This is a genomic window from Methylicorpusculum oleiharenae (assembly GCF_009828925.2).
Taxonomy (GTDB): domain Bacteria; phylum Pseudomonadota; class Gammaproteobacteria; order Methylococcales; family Methylomonadaceae; genus Methylicorpusculum; species Methylicorpusculum oleiharenae.
In genome coordinates this window covers 1,835,125-1,853,558 of the sequence record NZ_WUTY02000001.1, presented here as the reverse complement: position 1 = coordinate 1,853,558, position 18,434 = coordinate 1,835,125, and the positions used below count along the sequence as shown (strand labels likewise).

Here is an 18,434-nt window from a genome sequence, read left to right as displayed (position 1 = left end):
CATGAATATCAGAAGTAACGACGCGTTAGGCAATCTCGACGACCGCTTTCAAAAACTGGTGGCCCGTAAAAAATCAAAACCAACAACAGTCGAACCCTTGGCGACTTTACCGCATTGGCCAGCCGGCATTCGTGGCACGCCGAATGCCTGTTTGCGCAGCGCCTTGTTTGCCGGGGTACAAGGTAACGAGCGAATCGCCTATAAAAAACGGACCTTGTTAGCCGCTGTGGACGGTATCGAAGTCCGCTATTTGGGCGTCCAACTGAATCAGTCGGATCTGGATGTGTGGATGCAAATCGTGCATTTGTCCCGGCAGCAATTACCGGGCTTTAGCGTCACGTTCAGCGCCTATGGCATGTTGACGGCTTTGGTGAGAGGCAATGGTAAAAGTCAGCATGAATGGCTGAAGGAGTCCATGGCCCGCTTGGGCGGTGCCTTTGTGGAAATCACCTTTCAGGGCCGCGATACCTTTGGCGAAAAGGGCTTTTTACGTTATCACCGTGATGAAGTGACCCAGCGCTACGTGGTGGAACTGACCGAATCCATGCTGCGATTGTTTGAAGAGGGTTACACCTACATCGAATTCGAGCAACGTCGGAAATTACGTAAACATCCCTTGGCACTCTGGTTACACGGCTTTATGTCGTCCCATGCAGAGCCTTATCCGTTGAAAATCAACACCATCCACCGTTTGAGCGGCAGCAGTGCCACGACCCTGCGTGACTTCAAATACCGTCTACGCAAAGCATTAGAAGCCTTGGTCGACTGCGGAAGCTTGGAAAGCTTTGAGATCGGCGAGGATACCGTCAAAGTCAAAAAACAACCCACAGCGAGTCAGCAACGTTATTTACAGGGCAACAGCTGTTGAAAAAAGCACGGCATTCGACCGACGCTATTTTGGCGCGGTCGATACGGCATTCGGCCGACGCACTAACGGCATTCGACCGACACGGACACGGCATTCGGCCGACGGTGGCACGGCATTCGACCGACAGACACGGCATTCGGCCGACAAAAAGCACGGCATTCGACTGACAAAAGGCACGGCATTCGACCGACGCTCAGTCGCTATTTTGAAATCGCTGCAGGCTACGGATGATATGGCCTGTAGCGATTTTTAAAACAGCTAAAAAACGACTGCTAATCTATTTATAATCTTTTTTTAATCTTTTAATAGGGAAATCCACTTCTGTGGATAACTTTTGGGTAGGGGATCCCTCACAGTCCTCCGAAAATGCCTCACGCGTTGCGCTCTTTTGTGGCTGTCTGGAAGTGGTGATAGGCATCGCGCAGTTTGCCCAGTAAGGCCATCTGCTTGCGGATATCGGCAAATTCGTTTTCCAAGGCTTCGACCAACTGCTGCGCCCAGTCGGGTTCACCTTGCAAAATCCGCTGCAAGGGATAGCGATAGCCAGGACCTTTTTTCAGGTATTGGCAGATCGGTTTACGCTGACCGTTTTGGCGCAGGGTGGCCATCCGGTACCACTCGATGCTGAACGACAGACGACTCTCGCGGCGACGAATCCGCAGTCCAATACGACCGCGTTCTTTGGCAGTCACCTGTTGATGGCGCTGATTCAATTGTCGCCAATAATCATCCACCAGCATTCGAGCGTGGGCATGTAATTGCTCGGCTTTGTTCTCTAGCCACAACTGGACGACTGCATCGGTGGGTAGAAGCCGTTCTTGCTCAACCGTTTCGTTTCGCATACAAATTCCTAATACTTAACTTCAGGGATTGAGGGGGGTCGTCCCTGAGGGCTTTTGAGGCGGGTTTTCCGGTTTGTCACAGGGCTGAGGCAAAAAAACCTGTACAGACAGCTAGACCCTGCGTCCCTGAATAGTCAGGGATTTGTTCAGCGAAAAAGTGCCGGGTTGGCTCTGCTGTTCCCTGACAACGGGTCTTACGGCTCGTCCCTGTTCAGACACAACACACCGCGAAAGACTGAAAAATCAGGGTGTATTTCCCTGATAGCTCAGGGAAGCGGGGGACAGTAATCCTGTACAGGGTTTTGACCTGAGTCTAATCAAACCTCGTGCTGGATTCTAGGCGTGGAAAAACCCTTGCCCTTGGCAATAAAGCTCGAAAGCGCCCTTTATTGCAGCCAGAATGAAAAAAGTGAAAAAAGTTTGCCCATGCGTGCATTTTTTTTCGAATTCGTCATTTATTGCAGGCTAGTGACCCATTATCTGGGTTGACAATACGGCCATGAACCCAAACCTCGCCCTATTGCTGATGATGTTGACGTTATTGCTGCAGGCATTGACTGCCTGGGGTGATGAGGCTATTGATACGCAGTCGATTTCCTATTTTGCCGACAAACAGCGCGGCTGGTTTTGGTACGAGGTGGTGCCGGAACCGGTCAAAAAAATCGAGCCCGAACTCAAATCCACGCCCGTTCTCCCCGTCACTCAAGAGCAGACACCGGCCAAACGAGAACCCGCGCCACTCACAGCAGGGGACCAATCAAACCCGACGTCACAACAATCTGCAGCACCACACCCTTTGTCGTCGGCCTGGCTAAAACAAAATTTGGAGCATTACCTGAATCAAGCCATTGACGATCCCAGCCCAGAAAACGTAGCCGCGTTTTATTACCTGCAACGGGTGATGATGGACAAAGCCGAGCGCTTTACCCATGCCGCCCGTTACGTGGTGATGTCGGATCCGCAACTCGATGAAACGGTGCGTCGACCGGTCGCTACCTATGCGGCCAATGAAGCCAATCATCAAGCCCGTGTGGTGGCCGAACAGGCCTTGAAAGCGATTGCCGCACAAGCCGGCATTTTGTTTTTCTTTCGCTCCGATTGTCCCTATTGCCATGTGCAAGCACCGATTCTGGCCATGCTGGAAAACGCTTACGGTTTTAAAATCTATCCGGTGTCGCTCGATGGTTTATCCATGCCGAACGGCTTTTTCAGTCAGTTCAAACGCGATCAAGGGCAAGCGGCACTATTGGGGGTTGAGCAAACCCCTGCACTGTTCTTGATGAAGCCACCTCGACAGATGGTGCCATTGGCACAAGGCGCGTTGTCGTTGGAAGAAATCACCGGTCGGATTCTACTGGCGGCCAAGGAAGCCGGTTGGCTTGATGCCTCGCAGTATGAAACTACCCAGGGCATTCGTAACACGCCGATGCTATTGCCGACGGCTGGCAGCATTAGCCCAGCAACGGCTCAAGATCCGTTGTCATTGATTCAAGCATTGCAACGGAGTGCGCAAAGGGGGAACACACCATGATTTCATTGTTGCTTTCGCTCCCACTTCGCTTTCGCCAGGTCCTGGTGTTGATCCTGTTGGTCGAGACCGCAGCACCGGTTCATGCCGACCTGCAACAGGAAATGGACAGCATGTTCGGCACCATGACCAATTTTACGGCACCGACCGCCCATCTGGGGCAACGCCGCGGGGTGATTACCGGCGGCAGCTTGGTGGCGCGCAACGGCATCACCAATACCAACCTGGTGTCATTCGTGCCACCGTCGTTCAGTGCCGGTTGTGGCGGAATCGATTTGTTTGCCGGCAGTTTTAGTTTTATCAACTTCAACCAGTTCGTGCAATTGATGCGCAACGTGGCCGGCAATGCCGCGGGGTATGCCTTTCAGTTGGCCATCGGCGCGATGTGCCCCTGGTGTGCCTCGGTGATGACCGACCTGCAAAAGAAAATTCAGGAAATGAATCAAATGTTCAGCAACTCCTGTCGTTTGGCGCAAGGCCTGGTGAACGATACCGTCAAAGCCTTCGATCTGCAGAGTAAGACCAATCTGTCCAATGCCTCGTTTACCGAAGGTATTTCTGATGTCTTTTCCAGTTGGACCAATACCAGCACCCTGGGCGATCCGGTGCAGCAGATCAAACAAAACGCACCGGCGGACATGACCCAAAAAATCCAGGGTAATTTAGTCTGGCGAGCCTTAGTCAATCAGAACGCCGGCGGCTGGTTCCGCTTCGGCGGCAACAGTTTGCTGGAAGCCGCGATGAGTATTTCCGGTACCGTGATCGTCGATGCCCCGGAAGCTGCACCGGATGGTCAAGGTGAAAACAATGCCATCAGTGCGCCCCCACCGATTCTGCGCATCAAGGATTTGATGTATGGCAACGATGCCGACAACAGTTATCAAACCGTTCGGATGTACACCTGTTCGGACGGCCATGATGCCGATCAGTGCCTGAAACCCGTCGTGCAGGCCGTCAATCTGGTCGGATTGAAACAACGGGTAATGGAAATCCTGTTGGGTTCGGTCAATAACGGTAATGGCCTGATCTATAAATTCTCCACCAACACCGGTCAAATTACCGACAGTGAAAAAGCTTTCATGCAAACCGTGCCGGATGCCATCGGCGGCATGATCCATAACCTGGCTCGGGAGGATGCCGGCATTGCCAAACTGTGGGCCGAGGAAGCGGCGCCAGTGATTGCGTTGGAATTGGCACAACTGATCGTCAACGATTTGCTGAATGCTGTGCAAACGGCCGCCCACATGAATGACCATGCCTACGCCAAATTGCTGATGGATGCCTTGAAGGATGCCCGCGAGCAGATTCAGGACGAATACGTCACCATCGCGGGTCGGTATGGCAATCCGCAAACCCTGATGGCGTTTTACCAGCAGTTGATGGCCACCGTGAAGCCCAAACATTACGGAACCGTGGCGCAGTTGCCGGCGTCTGGCACCGCCTGGCCGACGCCTTAACGGAGTCAACCGTATGAGGCTCTGTCCGAATAGCACTACAAGAGGTGCTTACCGATGTTTTCACTCAGTCGTAGGCGTTGCTTTGTTTGATTTTATTTCTTTAAAGACGATCAGTCATGTTTGAAATCTTTTCCGTCGGCGATTCCGCCTATCTACAAGCCGTCCTCAATGGCGTGGCGATGATTTCCGGTACCGGAGATTATAGGACTGCGGCGGCCGTCGGTGGTTTGCTGGGTGTCATCATCGTCATGCTTCGGGCTTTGTTGCAATGGGATGGCCGTGGCATTCGTTATCAGGATTTATTGCTGGCCTATGTGTTGTGGCTGATGCTCTATGCGCCGTCGGTGCGAGTGTCGATCGAAGATGCCTATACCGGCAGCGTGGTGGTGGTCGACAACGTGCCGCTGGGACCGGCGGTGGTCGGTAGCGTGATGTCGAACATGGGCTATCGCACCACGCGCTTGTTCGAACAAGGCTTTGGCACACCGTCGATGACCGGCAATGGCTTTGCCGACAGTTTGCAGACCTTAACGGCGGTGCGGAAGAATCTGTTGTCGCGAGTGAATTTGGGAGCGGCCAACGTGCCGAATGCCGGTAGCGACATGGAAACCTCGTTTGCCAATTATGTGCGTGAATGCACCTTGACCGGCGTGGACTTGAACCAGAAATCGGTGGATGCCATCTTGCGGGATGCCGATCCGCTGAATGCCATTCGCTTTGATTCCGACATCTACATGACTCAAATCTATGTCGGTGGCCAACCGCAAACCAAAACCTGTACCGACGCTTGGGCCGACTTAAGTGGGGTGGCCAACGGTAATTTCGCGACGGCGCTGGAGGGCTTGTTGCAACCGACGCTGGGTGTGCCGGCGGCAGCCGACACGGTGCCGAAAATACAGGATGCCTTCGATGCGCTGGCCGGTCCCGGCGTTATCGATGCGGCCGATTACATGCTGATGTCGGCGATTTTGCCGATGTTCGAGAAAGGCGTCATCGGCCGGCATGAAGACGGCTTACATTGGAATAAGGCGGCCATGGTCGAACAAGCGATTCAGCAGCGCAATACCCAATGGGCGGCAGAACAAACCCTGTTTGCCAAGATCGTGCGGCCGATGATGGCCTTCATCGAAGGGTTGAGTTATGCCATCGCACCGATCATGGCGTTTGTGGTGATGCTGGGTAGTGTCGGCATTCGGATGAATATCGGCTATTTTTCGATGTTGCTGTGGATTCAATTGTGGATGCCGATCCTGGCGGTGATCAATTTATTCATCCAGATGTCGGCGGTCGGCAAGATGGCGGCGCTGACCACGGCCACGTATAACTTGCCATCCATGATGGGCATTTACCAGCTGGATATGGAATTGCAGCAATGGTTGTCGATAGGCGGCATGTTGGCGGCGTCGACACCGGCGATCACGTTGATGCTGATTTATCGCGGTGCGGTCACCGCGACGCATTTTCTGGGACGCATGGACGGTGGCGATACCATCAACGAACGCATCGCCACGCCGGATGTGATCGGTCCAGCACCGGTGTTAAATGCGCAAGCGCAGCATCAATACAGCCCGTTATCAGCGGTCACCCAAACGGGTGTCGATAAGGTGTTGCCCACCTTTACCGCCGGCAAGGACATGAGTGCGGCCGTTTCGTCTGCCTATTCCGCGTCCGAGCAAGCCACCAGTAGTTTCATGCGCACTGTGTCGTCGACCGCATCGAAGTCCGCGAGTATTAGCAGTGATGCTTTCGATAGTCGTTCGCTGGGTAATCAGATCGCCAGCAGCTCCAGTTATACCGATGCCTATAATCGGCAGTTCGGTGAAGCCTTTGCCAAGAAGCATGCCGATACCGGCATCTCAGCGGATCACTTCTCGGCACTGGTGGCCGGCAGTGCCAATGCGGGTGCCAAGGTGTCAAACGACATAGTGAGTGGTGCCATTTCCGGACGACTGCAGAATGATTTTACAGTCGGTCAGGATAAGTCCGATGCCATTGCCGCCGATATCAGTCAAACCGTGAATGACAGTCAGGGCTATCAAGCCGGCTTGGCCAAAAGCCTGGCGATGGATGCGCAAACCGGTACCCGCACTGTGGCATCTATGGGTTTGCAAAACCAATCGTTGTCATCGTTGCAACACAGTGCCACCGATGTCCTATCAGCCAATGAATCCTATCAGCAAACCTTATCGGCACAACAACGTTTTGGTGCTCAAGCCAGCTTTGGCGCGGCGGAAACGGGTTATCAAATGGCTCAAGACTCAACCTTGATGGAGAAACTGGATCGAACCCTGGACCAGTACGGCTTGCGCGGTGATACACAACGACTGGCCTCGCAATGGAAAGCGGCGGGTTGGATCAATGATGCCGATCAAGCCTATGCCGCCGCCGGGATGTCGTTGTTGACCGGATTCTCGTCACCCAGTTACCGCAAGCTGGATGATCAACAATCGCACCAGGCGCAAATCTCGGGGTATCAACTACTGGGCGATACCTTTAATGCACCGCAAGCCGATAAGACATGGAATGCCAACCGAAACGAATCCCTGAAAGCCAACGCACCAGAATCCGGAATGATTCAATCCAGGGTCGAGCAAGCCCATCTTCACGATCCGCGCGACGAAGCCCAAACGCTGGAGCAACGTGCTCAAGCCCGAATCAGTTCAGCGTCTGGCAAAATTGCCAGTGGCGAGAAAAGCATCGAGGTTCAACATGATCGCAATCTGGCCGAACGTGAACAAAATTCAAAAGAAGGCTTCGGCCAATTAGCGAACATCAAAGCAGAGCATTTTAGGCAATCGATTGCCGCAGCGGCCAATGACACGCCTTCGGCAGCGGAGGCTTCCTATAATTATTTGGGTGGGAGCTTGTACAACTCGGCCAAAAACCTGGAAGCATTGGGAGCAGTCAGTAATCAGCATATCAAGGAATTTGCAGATTATGTTCAACAGGGCCAATCACAAGGTATGGAAATCTGGGATTCGATAAAATATGCCTCAAGCCAATCCTACTCCGGATTTAAGGATGCATCTCATGCATGGGCAACGCAAAGAGTAAACGAAGTTGCAGACAAATTAACACCAAGCCAACAAGCCTATTATTATGCGGCGATGTTTGAAGCGTTTGCTGGCATCGCCGTTGTCGGTGAGTACGGAGGTACTCTTGGTATATCAAAAAGCCAGTTAATTGAAGAGGAAGGAAGTGTCGAGGGAAATGATATCGCTAAATTACTTAGAAGCGCGGCTGGTCAAAACCGTATGGATTTAATTGATCAAATTGGAAACTACAATCGGGCGCGTGGCCGCATAAACTATTAGCGTTCAGTTAGAAGAGTTTTTGGCTGCAGCAAAACCAGCAATTAGCCATCGAATCGTCATTAATAAAGAAAAAAATACGATGTAGCCAGTTACACCCTCTTGCAAATACGAAATTAATATCGCGAGCAATGCTAAAGCCCACCAATAAGAACTGCTGTCATGCGATAGCTTTCCTGCAATCATTTCGATGGTTTGATAAAACAATTCTGCCAACCCGAAGGCGATGAAAATGATGCAACCGAATATACCCAGAGCTTCCAGTTCTGTAGGCAACACTCCCAGTCCTGCAAAAAACCAAATCAAGCCAAAACCACTAGCCGCCAACACTATTCTTATAAAAGCATCGAATGAAAGCGTTTTTTGGGAAAATCGCTGCAAAAACCTCTGCACTCCACTCGGAAACCGGGCAAACGTTGCCCCGCAAAACGGACAAATCGAACGTAGAGGTTGACCATAGTAGGTCACCACTCTGGGCACCATGGTGCGATGACATTCAAGGCAATTGACCGTGGCATGATGACCGGCAAATATAGACTTGACGGACTCAGTTTGGTTCGGTTTCGTTGGCAGTCTTAAGCGACGTGAGTGTGATGGAAACGAGGACATTGATGATCTCCGGTCTTTCGCGACAGGATTATCGTACTGCGAATTGGCTAGCGTGCCAAGTCCGTTTGCACCCAATTTATATGCCTCGTTTATTTTTGCTTTTTAGCGCACAGACTTGGCAAACTGGCTGATAGCGGGTGCAGTAGGTGACCAGGAAATTATGATGACAGCGAAAGCAATACTGCAGTTCTACCAAGCCAGTCTGCATGGCTTCAGCAATCACCCAAGCTTCATCGAAATTGGCTGGCCTAATCCTGCCGAAGGGTCGACGTTCACGGATATGGCCTGGAAAAGTCTCACAAAAGTAATCCCAGGCAAACATCACCGCCTCGATGTCCATATTGGCTTTAAAGTCACCTCGATGGGCACAGCGATAAATGGAGGCAAATACCGCCATGTATAAGAAGGATTCCCGGGTTTGGGTCATCATCTCCAGACTCGGGATTTGCCCAGGCTGCGGCTTTTCCCGGTGTAGGGTATAAAAAATGTGGCGTAAATCTTTAGCTCGCAGCCTGGTGATGACTTTCTGGACGATCGCCGTGCGCAATTTTCGCTTCAGTAACTCATACACCAACCGATGCTCATGCAAATTGACGTGGTAAGGATAGTCCGGCTTCATGACGGATTGTCATTGATCAGGAACATCAACAGTTCCTTGGCCCGCTGTTCGTGAGAATCGGCGCCCAATGCTTGTGCTTGCATAAATTCCTGCCAGTGACTGGGATTGAAACGGGGACTGAATTTTAGATAGTTACTTCGAGCCAACGCTTTCAGCTGTTTGGTCGTCATGTTGCGCAGTATGGCAATGGCTTCTGGCGGCAAGCCAAGATAAAACTGGGCTTTATGCGTATTGCCAGCCGCAATCATCTCTTTGGCAACCAGCAAGTAATCCAGGTTGAGGTTATACAGGTTGTCGTCCATTGATTACGCGCCTAAATGACCGTTCTGATCTGTTCGGCGATGGCAATGACTTTTTGACCATACTCAATGGCGGCCGGTACGTTTTTCCAGTTGTAGTAACGCCCCACACCCAAAGCCAGGTTATCCGGTGCCGATTGAATCGCTTCGGCGAGCAACATGGCGCCCACTTCAAGGTTGGTGAGTGGATCGAGCAAGTGTTCGGGTTTTTCAACCCGGTGTCCCTGCCAGCGCAAATTGACTTGCATCATGCCTATATCCACATTACGGTAACCTTCATCCAGCATCTGCTTAAGCAGGATGACAGCGTCTTGTTTGTTGCCTGGCATGATGGCTTTGCCGGCATGATTGAGTGCCCAGGGCCAGGGCGTCACTTGGTGTTTGGGATCCTGTTTTCGGGACTCAACCAACGCCACGGCATATAAAACATAGGGATCCAGTTGATGCCGTGCGGCGACTTGTCCCCAGACGGTGTTTTGCAGCGAGGTATTAGCAGGAAGGATGCTGGCCGATAGTCCAATTGGCTGGTTTTCACCTGCCAAGCAAGACAAGCTGGAAAAACAGGGTGCTAGGCCTAAAAATAGAGCGAAATAGCTAGGTACAAGCGGTAATGGTCTGCGTAAAGGTAAGACTTCAGGTCGACTCAATAACATGGCAGGCTCTCATTAAATAAACGTTAATGAAAGTGTAAAACCTGTTAGCGAAGAATACTGGTTTGAAAAATACCCCTTAGGGTCGATATTCGTGGATTATGGACAAAAAACCGAAAAATCATCAGCAATCGAAACTGCGTTGGCAACATTTTGGCGATAACATTGCTCATGAAACTTGTAGTAGGGGCTTTATACAAATCAGGAAATATGAAGCCTGCAGCCCGACATATAGATCCCTAAAATTCATAATAATAGAGGTTGGTTAAAGACCAATACGCACTGTTGAGGGTAGCTACCGAATTTAAATAGTTAAGGCAACCTAAAGCCCATTTGACCAGCAATTCTCATTTTAAAACCCTACCCGGAGTCAGGAATTGTGCCGTTAAGTCCTTTAAGCATAAACTGCATTAAATGATCCCAGTCATCGAATGGAAGATACTGCATTAAAGCACGAAGATGTTCAAAAAAAGTCCGCCGTGAGGGTAGCAAGCCGCGCACGGCACGGAAATAGGAATCGACCCAATCCAGCGTGGTATGAAGCAAATAGGCGAGTAGCACCAGGGTGGCTATCAAATTCGCTAAATGGTGTTGACCGTGACCGAAGTTATGGTCGAAATGATAACCGTGGTTTTTGAGTACGTTATTGTTTTCGTTTTCAATTTTCCAACGGCACCGGCCTGAAGCGGCGATGTCGATGACCGTCTCATCGTCGATGGCATGGGTCGTCACCCAGGCATTGCGGTAGAGCTGTTTGCCGATTTCGTCGGTTTCCGTCAATTCGCACCAATTGAGCATCAAGGTGTCGTCGCTGTTACGTAGCGGCAAGTGATGCATGTAACGATAATGCTCGGTGATGTGCCGTTTACCGTTCCAGCGTTTGCGTTCCACGACTTGCACCTGCCCGGTACGGTCAAAATCGGCGAGCCAGTCGTATAACGTGGAATGGGAATCCGGTTTGCAAACCAGCAGGAGATGAAAGCCCTGCTCGATGGCCCTTTGGCAAAAGTCGTGATGACAATACAGATCGTCGCCGAGTAAGGTGGCACGCCACGGTGCATACCGTGCGCCCCAGGCATCCAGCCACCGCTTGGCCGCGGCCAGTTCGCAGTCTTGCTTTTCCTGGCCGTCTTGCGGCTGGACAAACTCTGGCGGCAAGGGCACAACCTGGGTTTGCCCTGGCGCCACGATGACCGGCGTCACGGCGGTATGGCGATGCAAGGTTTTGCCGCTCTTCATCGTTTGCCGAGTGCACTGTGGGCAGGCGATTTTCTCCGAGGCAAAAAAGTCAGTGCCATCCAGTGCGATGAGCAGGGTGTTGCCGGTACGCCGGAAAGGATCTAAATAACCGTTTTGATGGAGCCCCTCGCTAATGTCCGCGAATACCGGATAGACCTGCTGCGGCGGGATTGGGTCGAGAATGGTCCGGACTTGATTCATACTGGGAATTGAGTGCACGCCAAACAGCGATTGCGCATTATTTTTCCCATAGGTTTTTTGCATGCGCACCTGATAATCTAAAAACGAGGGACTTTGAGTAAAAAATACGGAAAATGCGCTTAACGCGGCATCTTCAACGGCATATTTCAGGTTGTTGCTGGTGGCGGTTTTTCGGCTGTCCGGCAGCGTGCTAAATGCGGTGCGGGTTTTGTCAATCAATGAGCGCGCTGTAAAGGGTACCGGTTTCGTTGAGGGATGAAAGGGACTGGCCATAAGCTTCCGTGCAGGTTGCAAAAATTAAACATTATACAAGCTAAGGTTTTAAATTGAGAATTGCTGCCATTTGACTGTCTAGTTTTAGGCAAGCAAATTGAAATTATCACTGCGTCATAACGGCCAAAACCGGACCGTCGGGGTCGGTGTCCAATATCGATAGTTTAGGCAACCTGTGATCCATTTGACTGTCCGGTATTCGGCGAGCAAATTGACTTAATCACTGAGTCATTAGGGCCAAAATGAGATGTACATGGACTGGTTTTTTCAAAGACGAAAGTGAGACATAAAGCGGCCGTCTAAAATTAAAGAAATCAAGTCAAAAAAACAACTCGATGTAAAAATCGATAACCGGTAGGTCGTTTTTGGTGATAGCAAAACGACAATTTTCTTCAAAGCCATTCGGCCTGTTTTTCATTAACGAGATGCGAATAAAGAGCATTTTTATATCTCCTGTTTTAGTTTTGAAGCAGTTTAACTGCGAAAATAATACTAGCCGGCAATAAATTTAACTTCATTCCCGTATTTTCATAACAAGCCCGGTGGCCGCTAAGGCAAAAAGACCAGAGATCATAAAGGTCAAGGTGTAATTCCCGAACAAGCCATGCAAATAGCCAGCTCCGTAACTGGCTAAAGCCGCGCCGAGCTGATGGGCAAAACAGATCCAGCCGAAAACGATTCCGACATTTTGCTTGCCGAATAGATCCGCCGTGAGCGCAGAGGTTGCCGGAACCGTCGACAACCAATTCAGACCGTAAACCATGGAAAAAGCCATCAGTTGCCCGGTCGATTCAACATAAGGCAACAGGATTAATGAAACGCCCCGCAGTGCGTAATAAATCGCCATTGGCCATCGCTTACCAAAGCGATCACATAGCCAACCGGAAAAAATGGTGCCTGCAATATCGGTCGCGCCCATTATGCCTAATGACACGGCCATCGTCATTTCTGAAAAACCATGTTCGATGCCGTGAGAAATCAAATGTGTCTGAAACAGGCCAGAGGTGGTAAAACCGCAGATACCAAAGCTGAAAGCCAGCAACCAGAACTGAGGACTGATCATTGCCAAACGCATCGGGCTCAGGTCAGGCGAAAGCCGGGCGTCATAAACATCCTACTGCGGGCAGTATGGATAGCCAAAGCGTTAAAATCACTGCCTTGGCCGGTATCAAAGGGTACGGATGCGGCCAAATGCATCCAAGGTCGTAAACGCCATATTCTGGTGGATACCATGGGTCTGTTGCTGGTGGTCGTCGTGACCGCTGCGAATGTGCCGGAACGAGAAGGGGCGAAATTAATCCTGGCGTCACTGACGGGCAGCTGCAAAAAACTGCGGCGCTTTTGGGTCGATGGTGGCTACCGTGGCCAAGAATATAGCGCGTGAATACCGGAGCGATTTCGTATCGCCTGGGCCGTAGTTCTTCGATCCTATAAGGCAAAAGGCTTTGAATTGTTCCACGTCGCTGGGTCGTAGAGCGAACCTTTGCATGGCTTTATCGCTACCACCGGTTGAGTAAGGATTATGAAGTCAGTATTCAAACCAGTCGAGCCTTTGAGCATATTGCCATGATTAATTTGATGCTCAATTTACACGCACTTAGTCACTTTCGTGATTACAAAATACTGATTAAGCAATCCAATGGGACACCTAAGCCAATCTCAGCGAAAGAGTGGTGTATTAAATGGGTTGCAGATGTCTTTTTTCCAACTTAGAAAAACCCATGCTCCAATAAAATAAAAATAACAGCTCTGTTTCACCTCATCTAATAAATAGCCTTAGCCTATTGGTACATAGATAATCAGTATTTTACAAGCTGATATTCCCCCTATAATATTTCTGCAAAAGATACGCTATGTTCAATAAATGCTAAAAGGTATATTAAGTTTTCTACCGTTGTGTTTAACGATGGATCGTAATTATATACATAGTTTTGTCCTATATAACTATAGGTAAGCAGTATCTAAGTAGCCAGCATGTCTAGTTTTATGTTGATACATCCGTTTAATCGCCACAATGAGGCCCAGTTTGCTCAATCAACACAGTGGACAACTGCATCTTTGAATATTCAGTATCATTTTTTTGGCTAAATTTCGCGTTATTCGCATTAAAAGTCAAAATCCAGCCCAAATTCCTTTTGTCCCAACCAGAAAGAAGGTGATCAATTGAACCAATAAAAAAAGCAGTCCAAGCGCTAACAAGAGTTTTTTCACATCATTCATTATGTACCACCTCAGATACAGGCATCCTGTCTCGCCTTAAATTACTTTATTTAGACTAAGAAGTTGAGAAAAGGCAAGTCAGTCAATCAGATCAAAATATTTGGTATTTATACTGCTTACCATAGTTTTATCCTATATCTTATAGAGTGGCACATAGTTATTATTTGGCTGTAGGAAAATAAGCTAATGAGCATAAGCTTTATTATTCATGTGTCTGAATTAATATTACAAGAAATCAGGCGCGTTTGTAAAAGACTAATTACCTATGAAAACATAGTATTTACCTATGAATTAAAACTGTAAGTAAGTTATTAATTTCAGTATTTTTCTGATTCTTCGGATGATAAATCGCATATATTTGGCGACTGATTTCCGGATTGCTCAAATAACGGCAACGCACGTCATCGGCGTTTGCAGGCAGGCTGTACTCTGGCATCAAGGCAACCCCCATGCCAGCGCGCACCAAGCTGACGATCCAATCCTCGCTATTGCTACGGTATGCGGCGTAGAGGTTGACTTCCTGGTCCTGGCAGATTGCCCGCAGAGTATCCCTAAGTTCGCAGTTCAACCGATCCAAATAAGGCTCAGACTGGATTTCCTTGAGGTCGATTTTGCTCAAGTGATTAAAACGGTGCTTGTTGTTAAACGCAACTACGTACTTTTCGGTATACAGCAACGTGGATTGATAGGGCGAACCCAGCAATTGCAAAGGGGCGCTAATCACCAAATCAAGCAAATCCGATTCCAGTTGCTGCAATAATAAAGTTTCACAGTCGATAATCAATTCAAATTCAATATTGGGAAACTCATGCTTGTAATGGGCAAAAATCGGGCTTAAACGTTGTGCGCCTATCGTTGCCATCAGGCCTATCCGCAACGGGATATTGTTCAACTTGGTAAAACGAAGGGCATCGGCCTTAGTCGTGACTGTTTCCTTGTATATCTTACGAAAGTTAGGCTCCACCAAGCGGCCGAGCGAAGTCAGCAAACAGCCGGAACGGTCGCGAGTGAATAATTCCCCGCCCAATTCATCTTCCAGTTTTTTAATGGATTGCGTTAAAGATGGCTGGGAAATATAGCTGAATTGCGCGGCACGGGTAAAACTGCCATGATCGCAAACCGCTAAAAAATAACGGATTTGATGCATTTCCATAGTGTCTTCCTCGAACTTATATAGCCAAAACCTATTCTTCCATAGAAAGTTAGTATTTTACAAGACTTATAAGCAGAGAATATGATTACATCACCATAATCGAATCCTATGAAAAACCATGAAAACTGCAAAACTCATTGTTATGTACCCAACACCTGCCGATGTCGATACATTTGAACAACGCTATGCAGAGGAGCATGTGCCGATGGCGGTAGAAAAAATGGCCGGAAAAACCCGCTTTGTCGCGTCGCTGGTTAAATCCAGTGTTGGTCAGGAACAAACGCCTTTCCATCGCATTGCCGAAGTTTATTTTCCGTCAATGCAGGATTTGGAAGCCTGTTTAAATTCACCGGGCGGACAGGAAACCGCACAACATGCCGTTGATATTTCGACAGGCGGTGCGCCGTTGTTTTTAATTGCGGAAGTTGAAAGTTTCGATTTTTAATCCCCCTGGCAATTGGGCAAGATATATGAGCCGATTGCCGATTTTATACCAATATCATCAGGAGCTACGATGTTATACCTGACACGAAACCCAGACCTTAATTCCTTACCCGACATGCAGGAAAAATATCCGCATCGCCGGGTATTACTATTTAAGATCATGGAAGAAATCATGAGAAATCATTCACCTTTCAGCAAGGAAACGCGCCAATTACTGTTTGCTTATACGTCATATTTGAACCAATGCAGCCTGAGCTATGAATACCATAAAGCCGCTTCGTTACCCTCAGGTCCTAACGAATCGGTATTTGCAGCTTTAAAAACGCTTATTAACAGCGCAAAAATCGATGACAAGCTAATACCGATACTTTGCTTTCTTAAAAAACTCACCCTGTCGCCTAAGCAAATTACCCCTGCAGACGCTCAAAACATCTTCGATGCGGGTTGGGACGAGCATGCGTATTTTGATTCCGTTTGTATCTGCGCCCTCATGAATTGCATGAACCGTTTTGTTACCGCTATACGTATTCTCGCCAATTCATCCGGCATCAATAATACTCATAAGATGCTGTTTACTTTTAACTATATCGGTTGAATGAGTGAAGATGAATTGATAATTCTGCCTTCAACAAAATACAAAAGAGGTTTTGAAGATGAAAAAGAATTTTTCGTTACCAGCATTATTCAATACGATAGCTCATGCTTGCCGCGCTATAGCTCTATTCGGATTATTGACCATTACTTTACCATCAGTCGTTTATGCACATCGGGGGGCAAATGATGAAGTCGATGCCTGCAATATTCTGGTGGGTCATGAACGGGTACACTTTACTGCCTATACTCCAACATTTACCACCAAAGAGTATTGCCAGTCGATTCCTCAAATAGGAGCGACTAATCTTGTATTCGATTATGAAGGCAAAGGCCTGCGCAATTTAACTGTCGAGTTTGAAGTCACCAAAGAACCAGAAGGAACCCGGATTTTCTATAAGGAACCGACAAAAATAAAATCCGGTACGGTCAATGGCGTGGTCGATTTCAGTAAATTCGGTGCAGGTAATTATCTGGCCCACGTCGCGATTGTGCATAAAGACAAGAGCATTGATAGCCATATACCGTTTTCGGTAGGTCTCGAAGAGGAATCCTCAGGCAATTTACCGATAAATTTGCTATTCATCTTTGTCCTTATAGCAGCAGTTTTTTATTTAATGAAACGCGAAGCCAATAAACCTGTAGTGGGGCCATCCGATGTTTAAAACCTATTTTGATAAATTTAAAACCGTTTCGACTTTTCGCAACAGCGTGTTTATCTTGCTGTTTTTTCTGCCTATCTTGATCACGCTGTTAATCTTTTTTAGCGAAGATAATGACGAGTTTTCGCAGATGGGCAACACGTCTTATACCAGCGATAAAGTTCAGGCGCACTGCGAAGTTGGTAAACGCCCGGGTGATCCAGGTGCGGACAATGGCGAATCAACAAGTGAAGGCATTAAATATAATATACGCACGCCGTTAAATTATGATCCCACAATCGCTCATCCATTGCTGATGGTTTATTCACCGGCAAAATCAAATCGGGCTAAGACTGAGAAACTGACCGGACTTACGCTAAAAGCGACGACGGCCGGTTTCATAGTCGCTTATGCAGATCATCCCGAGTTATCGCCTACCTCAACCATCGAACTCGGTACTATTCCAGGCTTGATTGCCAAAAAATGGTGTATTGACGAACAGCGTATCTTTCTTACCGGGCATTCTGACGGTGGGACTGCCGCGATGGCGCTGGCGTTTATGGCAGGTACCAAACATATCCCCCATGCGATTGCACCCAGTGCCGCCGGTATCGATTATCAGGATTTACGTGATCGCAAGTGTCCGGAGCCTATCCCTGTCATGATTATGCACAGCACGAATGACCACTTGTTTCCAAAATATGGTGTGCAGTCTTCAGGTTGGTGGGCGGCATGTAATAAATGTGAGCCGATACCTGAACAAATTGAAAATGGTTGCATGGCTTATTCTGGCTGTTCTAATGGCGTAAAGACTTGGTATTGCGAAGGCGATAAACTCCATGCGCAATGGCCGGGTATTAATGATACGTTGTTAGATTTCTTTATTTCGATAGGTCGTTAAGCGATACGGTCTACCGTTGAGAATTGCAGACATGTTGTGCGCACTTTTTATACCCGACACCTAAATCTGCTCAGACTAAATTATCAATCCCCTCCTCACTATCGTCGCTTTGAATCAACCAGTGAGAAAAAACGTTTATACTTAACGTTAAGGCGCTTTAAATAGTTCTGCAATAACTCAGAATACCCGTTTTTGGCTGGTAATTCCATTTGGTTCATTAAAATTACTGACTGCTTTCGACTCAACTGCTGTCACTGACTCAGATAGCGTGGCGGCTCGCATTTGGCCGTTATGCAAAGCTTTGCATAACGGCCATAATGTGAAGTTTCCTTTTATGAGCAGCGGCTTTGGCACAACCATGATGTAAGCTGGCTTTAAAGCCTCTACCACGCACGCAATCTTTGCATAATTTCCATGATTTAAAACAAGCATTTCAAATGCACCCAAAAGGAGCAATATCAACGATTATTCCAGTCGATGTCATCAGACGTATCGAATTCTCACTTTTTATCGACATCATGGATAAATTCCGCGTGATTGTTTCCCTGTTGGAAGCAATATTTAAGTAGAAAAAGCTATCTGTAGTAC

19 protein-coding genes are annotated in these 18,434 nt (G+C 48.5%); 10 read left to right on the top strand and 9 right to left on the bottom strand.

The window, feature by feature from the left end; translation table 11 throughout:
- The first annotated feature begins 1 nt into the window (after position 1).
- Positions 2-868, top strand: coding sequence for a plasmid replication initiator TrfA (trfA, locus tag GO003_RS08535; RefSeq protein WP_159659256.1), 867 nt, complete (start codon positions 2-4; stop codon positions 866-868).
- 371 nt (positions 869-1,239) lie between these two features.
- Here trfA and mobI read toward each other — a convergent pair whose 3' ends face one another.
- Complete coding sequence (mobI, locus tag GO003_RS08530) at positions 1,240-1,710, bottom strand: conjugative transfer protein MobI(A/C) (protein WP_159659255.1); 471 nt, start codon at positions 1,708-1,710, stop codon at positions 1,240-1,242.
- A 499-nt stretch (positions 1,711-2,209) separates the two neighbouring features.
- Here mobI and GO003_RS08525 point away from each other — a divergent pair, with 499 nt between their 5' ends.
- The 3 genes from GO003_RS08525 (at position 2,210) to GO003_RS08515 (ending at position 8,009) form a co-directional block, all read left to right on the top strand.
- Positions 2,210-3,241 carry a conjugal transfer protein TraF gene (locus GO003_RS08525; RefSeq protein ID WP_159659254.1) on the top strand — a complete coding sequence of 344 codons (1,032 nt, stop codon included), beginning with the start codon at positions 2,210-2,212 and terminating at the stop codon, positions 3,239-3,241.
- Complete coding sequence (locus tag GO003_RS08520) at positions 3,238-4,695, top strand: conjugal transfer protein TraH (RefSeq protein WP_159659253.1); 1,458 nt, start codon at positions 3,238-3,240, stop codon at positions 4,693-4,695. Before GO003_RS08525 ends, GO003_RS08520 begins: the two co-directional genes overlap by 4 nt.
- Positions 4,696-4,811: 116 nt before the next feature.
- Positions 4,812-8,009, top strand: a complete 3,198-nt coding sequence (locus GO003_RS08515; RefSeq protein WP_159659252.1) for a conjugal transfer protein TraG N-terminal domain-containing protein — start codon at positions 4,812-4,814, stop codon at positions 8,007-8,009.
- Between the two features lie 3 nt (positions 8,010-8,012).
- Here the strand turns inward: GO003_RS08515 and GO003_RS08510 are convergent, their stop codons facing one another.
- From GO003_RS08510 to GO003_RS08485, 6 genes are all read right to left on the bottom strand, one after another.
- On the bottom strand, positions 8,013-8,615 hold the full coding sequence (locus GO003_RS08510) for a hypothetical protein (RefSeq protein WP_159659251.1): 603 nt from the start codon (positions 8,613-8,615) through the stop codon (positions 8,013-8,015).
- Between the two features lie 76 nt (positions 8,616-8,691).
- Complete coding sequence (locus GO003_RS08505; protein WP_159659250.1) at positions 8,692-9,234, bottom strand: FlhC family transcriptional regulator; 543 nt, start codon at positions 9,232-9,234, stop codon at positions 8,692-8,694.
- Positions 9,231-9,536, bottom strand: a complete 306-nt coding sequence (locus GO003_RS08500; protein WP_159659249.1) for a flagellar transcriptional regulator FlhD — start codon at positions 9,534-9,536, stop codon at positions 9,231-9,233. The genes GO003_RS08505 and GO003_RS08500 overlap by 4 nt, the downstream gene beginning before the upstream one ends.
- A gap of 11 nt (positions 9,537-9,547) precedes the next feature.
- The gene (locus GO003_RS08495; RefSeq protein ID WP_159659248.1) at positions 9,548-10,186 is read right to left on the bottom strand and encodes a transglycosylase SLT domain-containing protein; all 639 of its coding nucleotides are present in this window, start codon (positions 10,184-10,186) and stop codon (positions 9,548-9,550) included.
- Positions 10,187-10,543: 357 nt separating this feature from the next.
- A complete protein-coding gene (locus tag GO003_RS08490) occupies positions 10,544-11,896 on the bottom strand; it encodes an ISNCY family transposase (protein WP_231088877.1) in 1,353 nt (450 codons plus the stop codon).
- 514 nt (positions 11,897-12,410) lie between these two features.
- Positions 12,411-12,959 carry an MFS transporter gene (locus GO003_RS08485; protein ID WP_231088875.1) on the bottom strand — a complete coding sequence of 183 codons (549 nt, stop codon included), beginning with the start codon at positions 12,957-12,959 and terminating at the stop codon, positions 12,411-12,413.
- Between GO003_RS08485 and GO003_RS08480 the strand changes: the two genes are divergently transcribed.
- Together GO003_RS08480 and GO003_RS26545 are read left to right on the top strand one after the other, a co-directional pair.
- A complete protein-coding gene (locus GO003_RS08480; protein WP_231088874.1) occupies positions 12,879-13,280 on the top strand; it encodes a transposase in 402 nt (133 codons plus the stop codon). The genes GO003_RS08485 and GO003_RS08480 overlap by 81 nt on opposite strands.
- Positions 13,281-13,345: 65 nt before the next feature.
- Positions 13,346-13,609: a transposase gene (locus GO003_RS26545; protein ID WP_407942113.1), complete on the top strand. Its 264-nt coding sequence runs from the start codon at positions 13,346-13,348 to the stop codon at positions 13,607-13,609.
- Positions 13,610-14,396: 787 nt separating this feature from the next.
- On the opposite strand, the gene GO003_RS08475 is transcribed toward GO003_RS26545, so the two are convergent.
- Positions 14,397-15,269, bottom strand: coding sequence for a LysR family transcriptional regulator (locus tag GO003_RS08475; protein ID WP_159658579.1), 873 nt, complete (start codon positions 15,267-15,269; stop codon positions 14,397-14,399).
- 118 nt (positions 15,270-15,387) lie between these two features.
- Here GO003_RS08475 and GO003_RS08470 point away from each other — a divergent pair, with 118 nt between their 5' ends.
- From GO003_RS08470 to GO003_RS08455, 4 genes are all read left to right on the top strand, one after another.
- On the top strand, positions 15,388-15,714 hold the full coding sequence (locus tag GO003_RS08470) for an EthD family reductase (RefSeq protein WP_159658578.1): 327 nt from the start codon (positions 15,388-15,390) through the stop codon (positions 15,712-15,714).
- A gap of 69 nt (positions 15,715-15,783) precedes the next feature.
- Entirely contained in the window at positions 15,784-16,308 is a 525-nt protein-coding gene (locus GO003_RS08465; RefSeq protein ID WP_159658577.1) for a carboxymuconolactone decarboxylase family protein, read from the top strand.
- 58 nt (positions 16,309-16,366) lie between these two features.
- Positions 16,367-16,969, top strand: coding sequence for a hypothetical protein (locus tag GO003_RS08460; protein ID WP_159658576.1), 603 nt, complete (start codon positions 16,367-16,369; stop codon positions 16,967-16,969).
- Positions 16,962-17,846, top strand: a complete 885-nt coding sequence (locus GO003_RS08455) for an alpha/beta hydrolase family esterase (protein WP_159658575.1) — start codon at positions 16,962-16,964, stop codon at positions 17,844-17,846. The genes GO003_RS08460 and GO003_RS08455 overlap by 8 nt, the downstream gene beginning before the upstream one ends.
- A gap of 177 nt (positions 17,847-18,023) precedes the next feature.
- On the opposite strand, the gene GO003_RS08450 is transcribed toward GO003_RS08455, so the two are convergent.
- A complete protein-coding gene (locus GO003_RS08450; RefSeq protein WP_159658574.1) occupies positions 18,024-18,308 on the bottom strand; it encodes a hypothetical protein in 285 nt (94 codons plus the stop codon).
- Positions 18,309-18,434 lie beyond the last annotated feature (126 nt).

Bases quoted from the DNA above. Each gene is read 5' to 3' on its own strand.
- GO003_RS08500 (WP_159659249.1), bottom strand. From the start codon at position 9,536: ATGGACGACAACCTGTATAACCTCAACCTGGATTACTTGCTGGTTGCC.
- GO003_RS08470 (WP_159658578.1), top strand. From the start codon at position 15,388: ATGAAAACTGCAAAACTCATTGTTATGTACCCAACACCTGCCGATGTC.
- GO003_RS08520 (WP_159659253.1), top strand. From the start codon at position 3,238: ATGATTTCATTGTTGCTTTCGCTCCCACTTCGCTTTCGCCAGGTCCTG.
- GO003_RS08515 (WP_159659252.1), top strand. From the start codon at position 4,812: ATGTTTGAAATCTTTTCCGTCGGCGATTCCGCCTATCTACAAGCCGTC.
- GO003_RS08485 (WP_231088875.1), bottom strand. From the start codon at position 12,959: ATGATCAGTCCTCAGTTCTGGTTGCTGGCTTTCAGCTTTGGTATCTGC.
- GO003_RS08510 (WP_159659251.1), bottom strand. From the start codon at position 8,615: ATGTCCTCGTTTCCATCACACTCACGTCGCTTAAGACTGCCAACGAAA.
- GO003_RS08495 (WP_159659248.1), bottom strand. From the start codon at position 10,186: ATGTTATTGAGTCGACCTGAAGTCTTACCTTTACGCAGACCATTACCG.
- GO003_RS08475 (WP_159658579.1), bottom strand. From the start codon at position 15,269: ATGGAAATGCATCAAATCCGTTATTTTTTAGCGGTTTGCGATCATGGC.
- GO003_RS08465 (WP_159658577.1), top strand. From the start codon at position 15,784: ATGTTATACCTGACACGAAACCCAGACCTTAATTCCTTACCCGACATG.
- trfA (WP_159659256.1), top strand. From the start codon at position 2: ATGAATATCAGAAGTAACGACGCGTTAGGCAATCTCGACGACCGCTTT.
- GO003_RS08505 (WP_159659250.1), bottom strand. From the start codon at position 9,234: ATGAAGCCGGACTATCCTTACCACGTCAATTTGCATGAGCATCGGTTG.
- mobI (WP_159659255.1), bottom strand. From the start codon at position 1,710: ATGCGAAACGAAACGGTTGAGCAAGAACGGCTTCTACCCACCGATGCA.
- GO003_RS08460 (WP_159658576.1), top strand. From the start codon at position 16,367: ATGAAAAAGAATTTTTCGTTACCAGCATTATTCAATACGATAGCTCAT.
- GO003_RS08455 (WP_159658575.1), top strand. From the start codon at position 16,962: ATGTTTAAAACCTATTTTGATAAATTTAAAACCGTTTCGACTTTTCGC.
- GO003_RS08480 (WP_231088874.1), top strand. From the start codon at position 12,879: ATGTGTCTGAAACAGGCCAGAGGTGGTAAAACCGCAGATACCAAAGCT.
- GO003_RS08490 (WP_231088877.1), bottom strand. From the start codon at position 11,896: ATGGCCAGTCCCTTTCATCCCTCAACGAAACCGGTACCCTTTACAGCG.
- GO003_RS08525 (WP_159659254.1), top strand. From the start codon at position 2,210: ATGAACCCAAACCTCGCCCTATTGCTGATGATGTTGACGTTATTGCTG.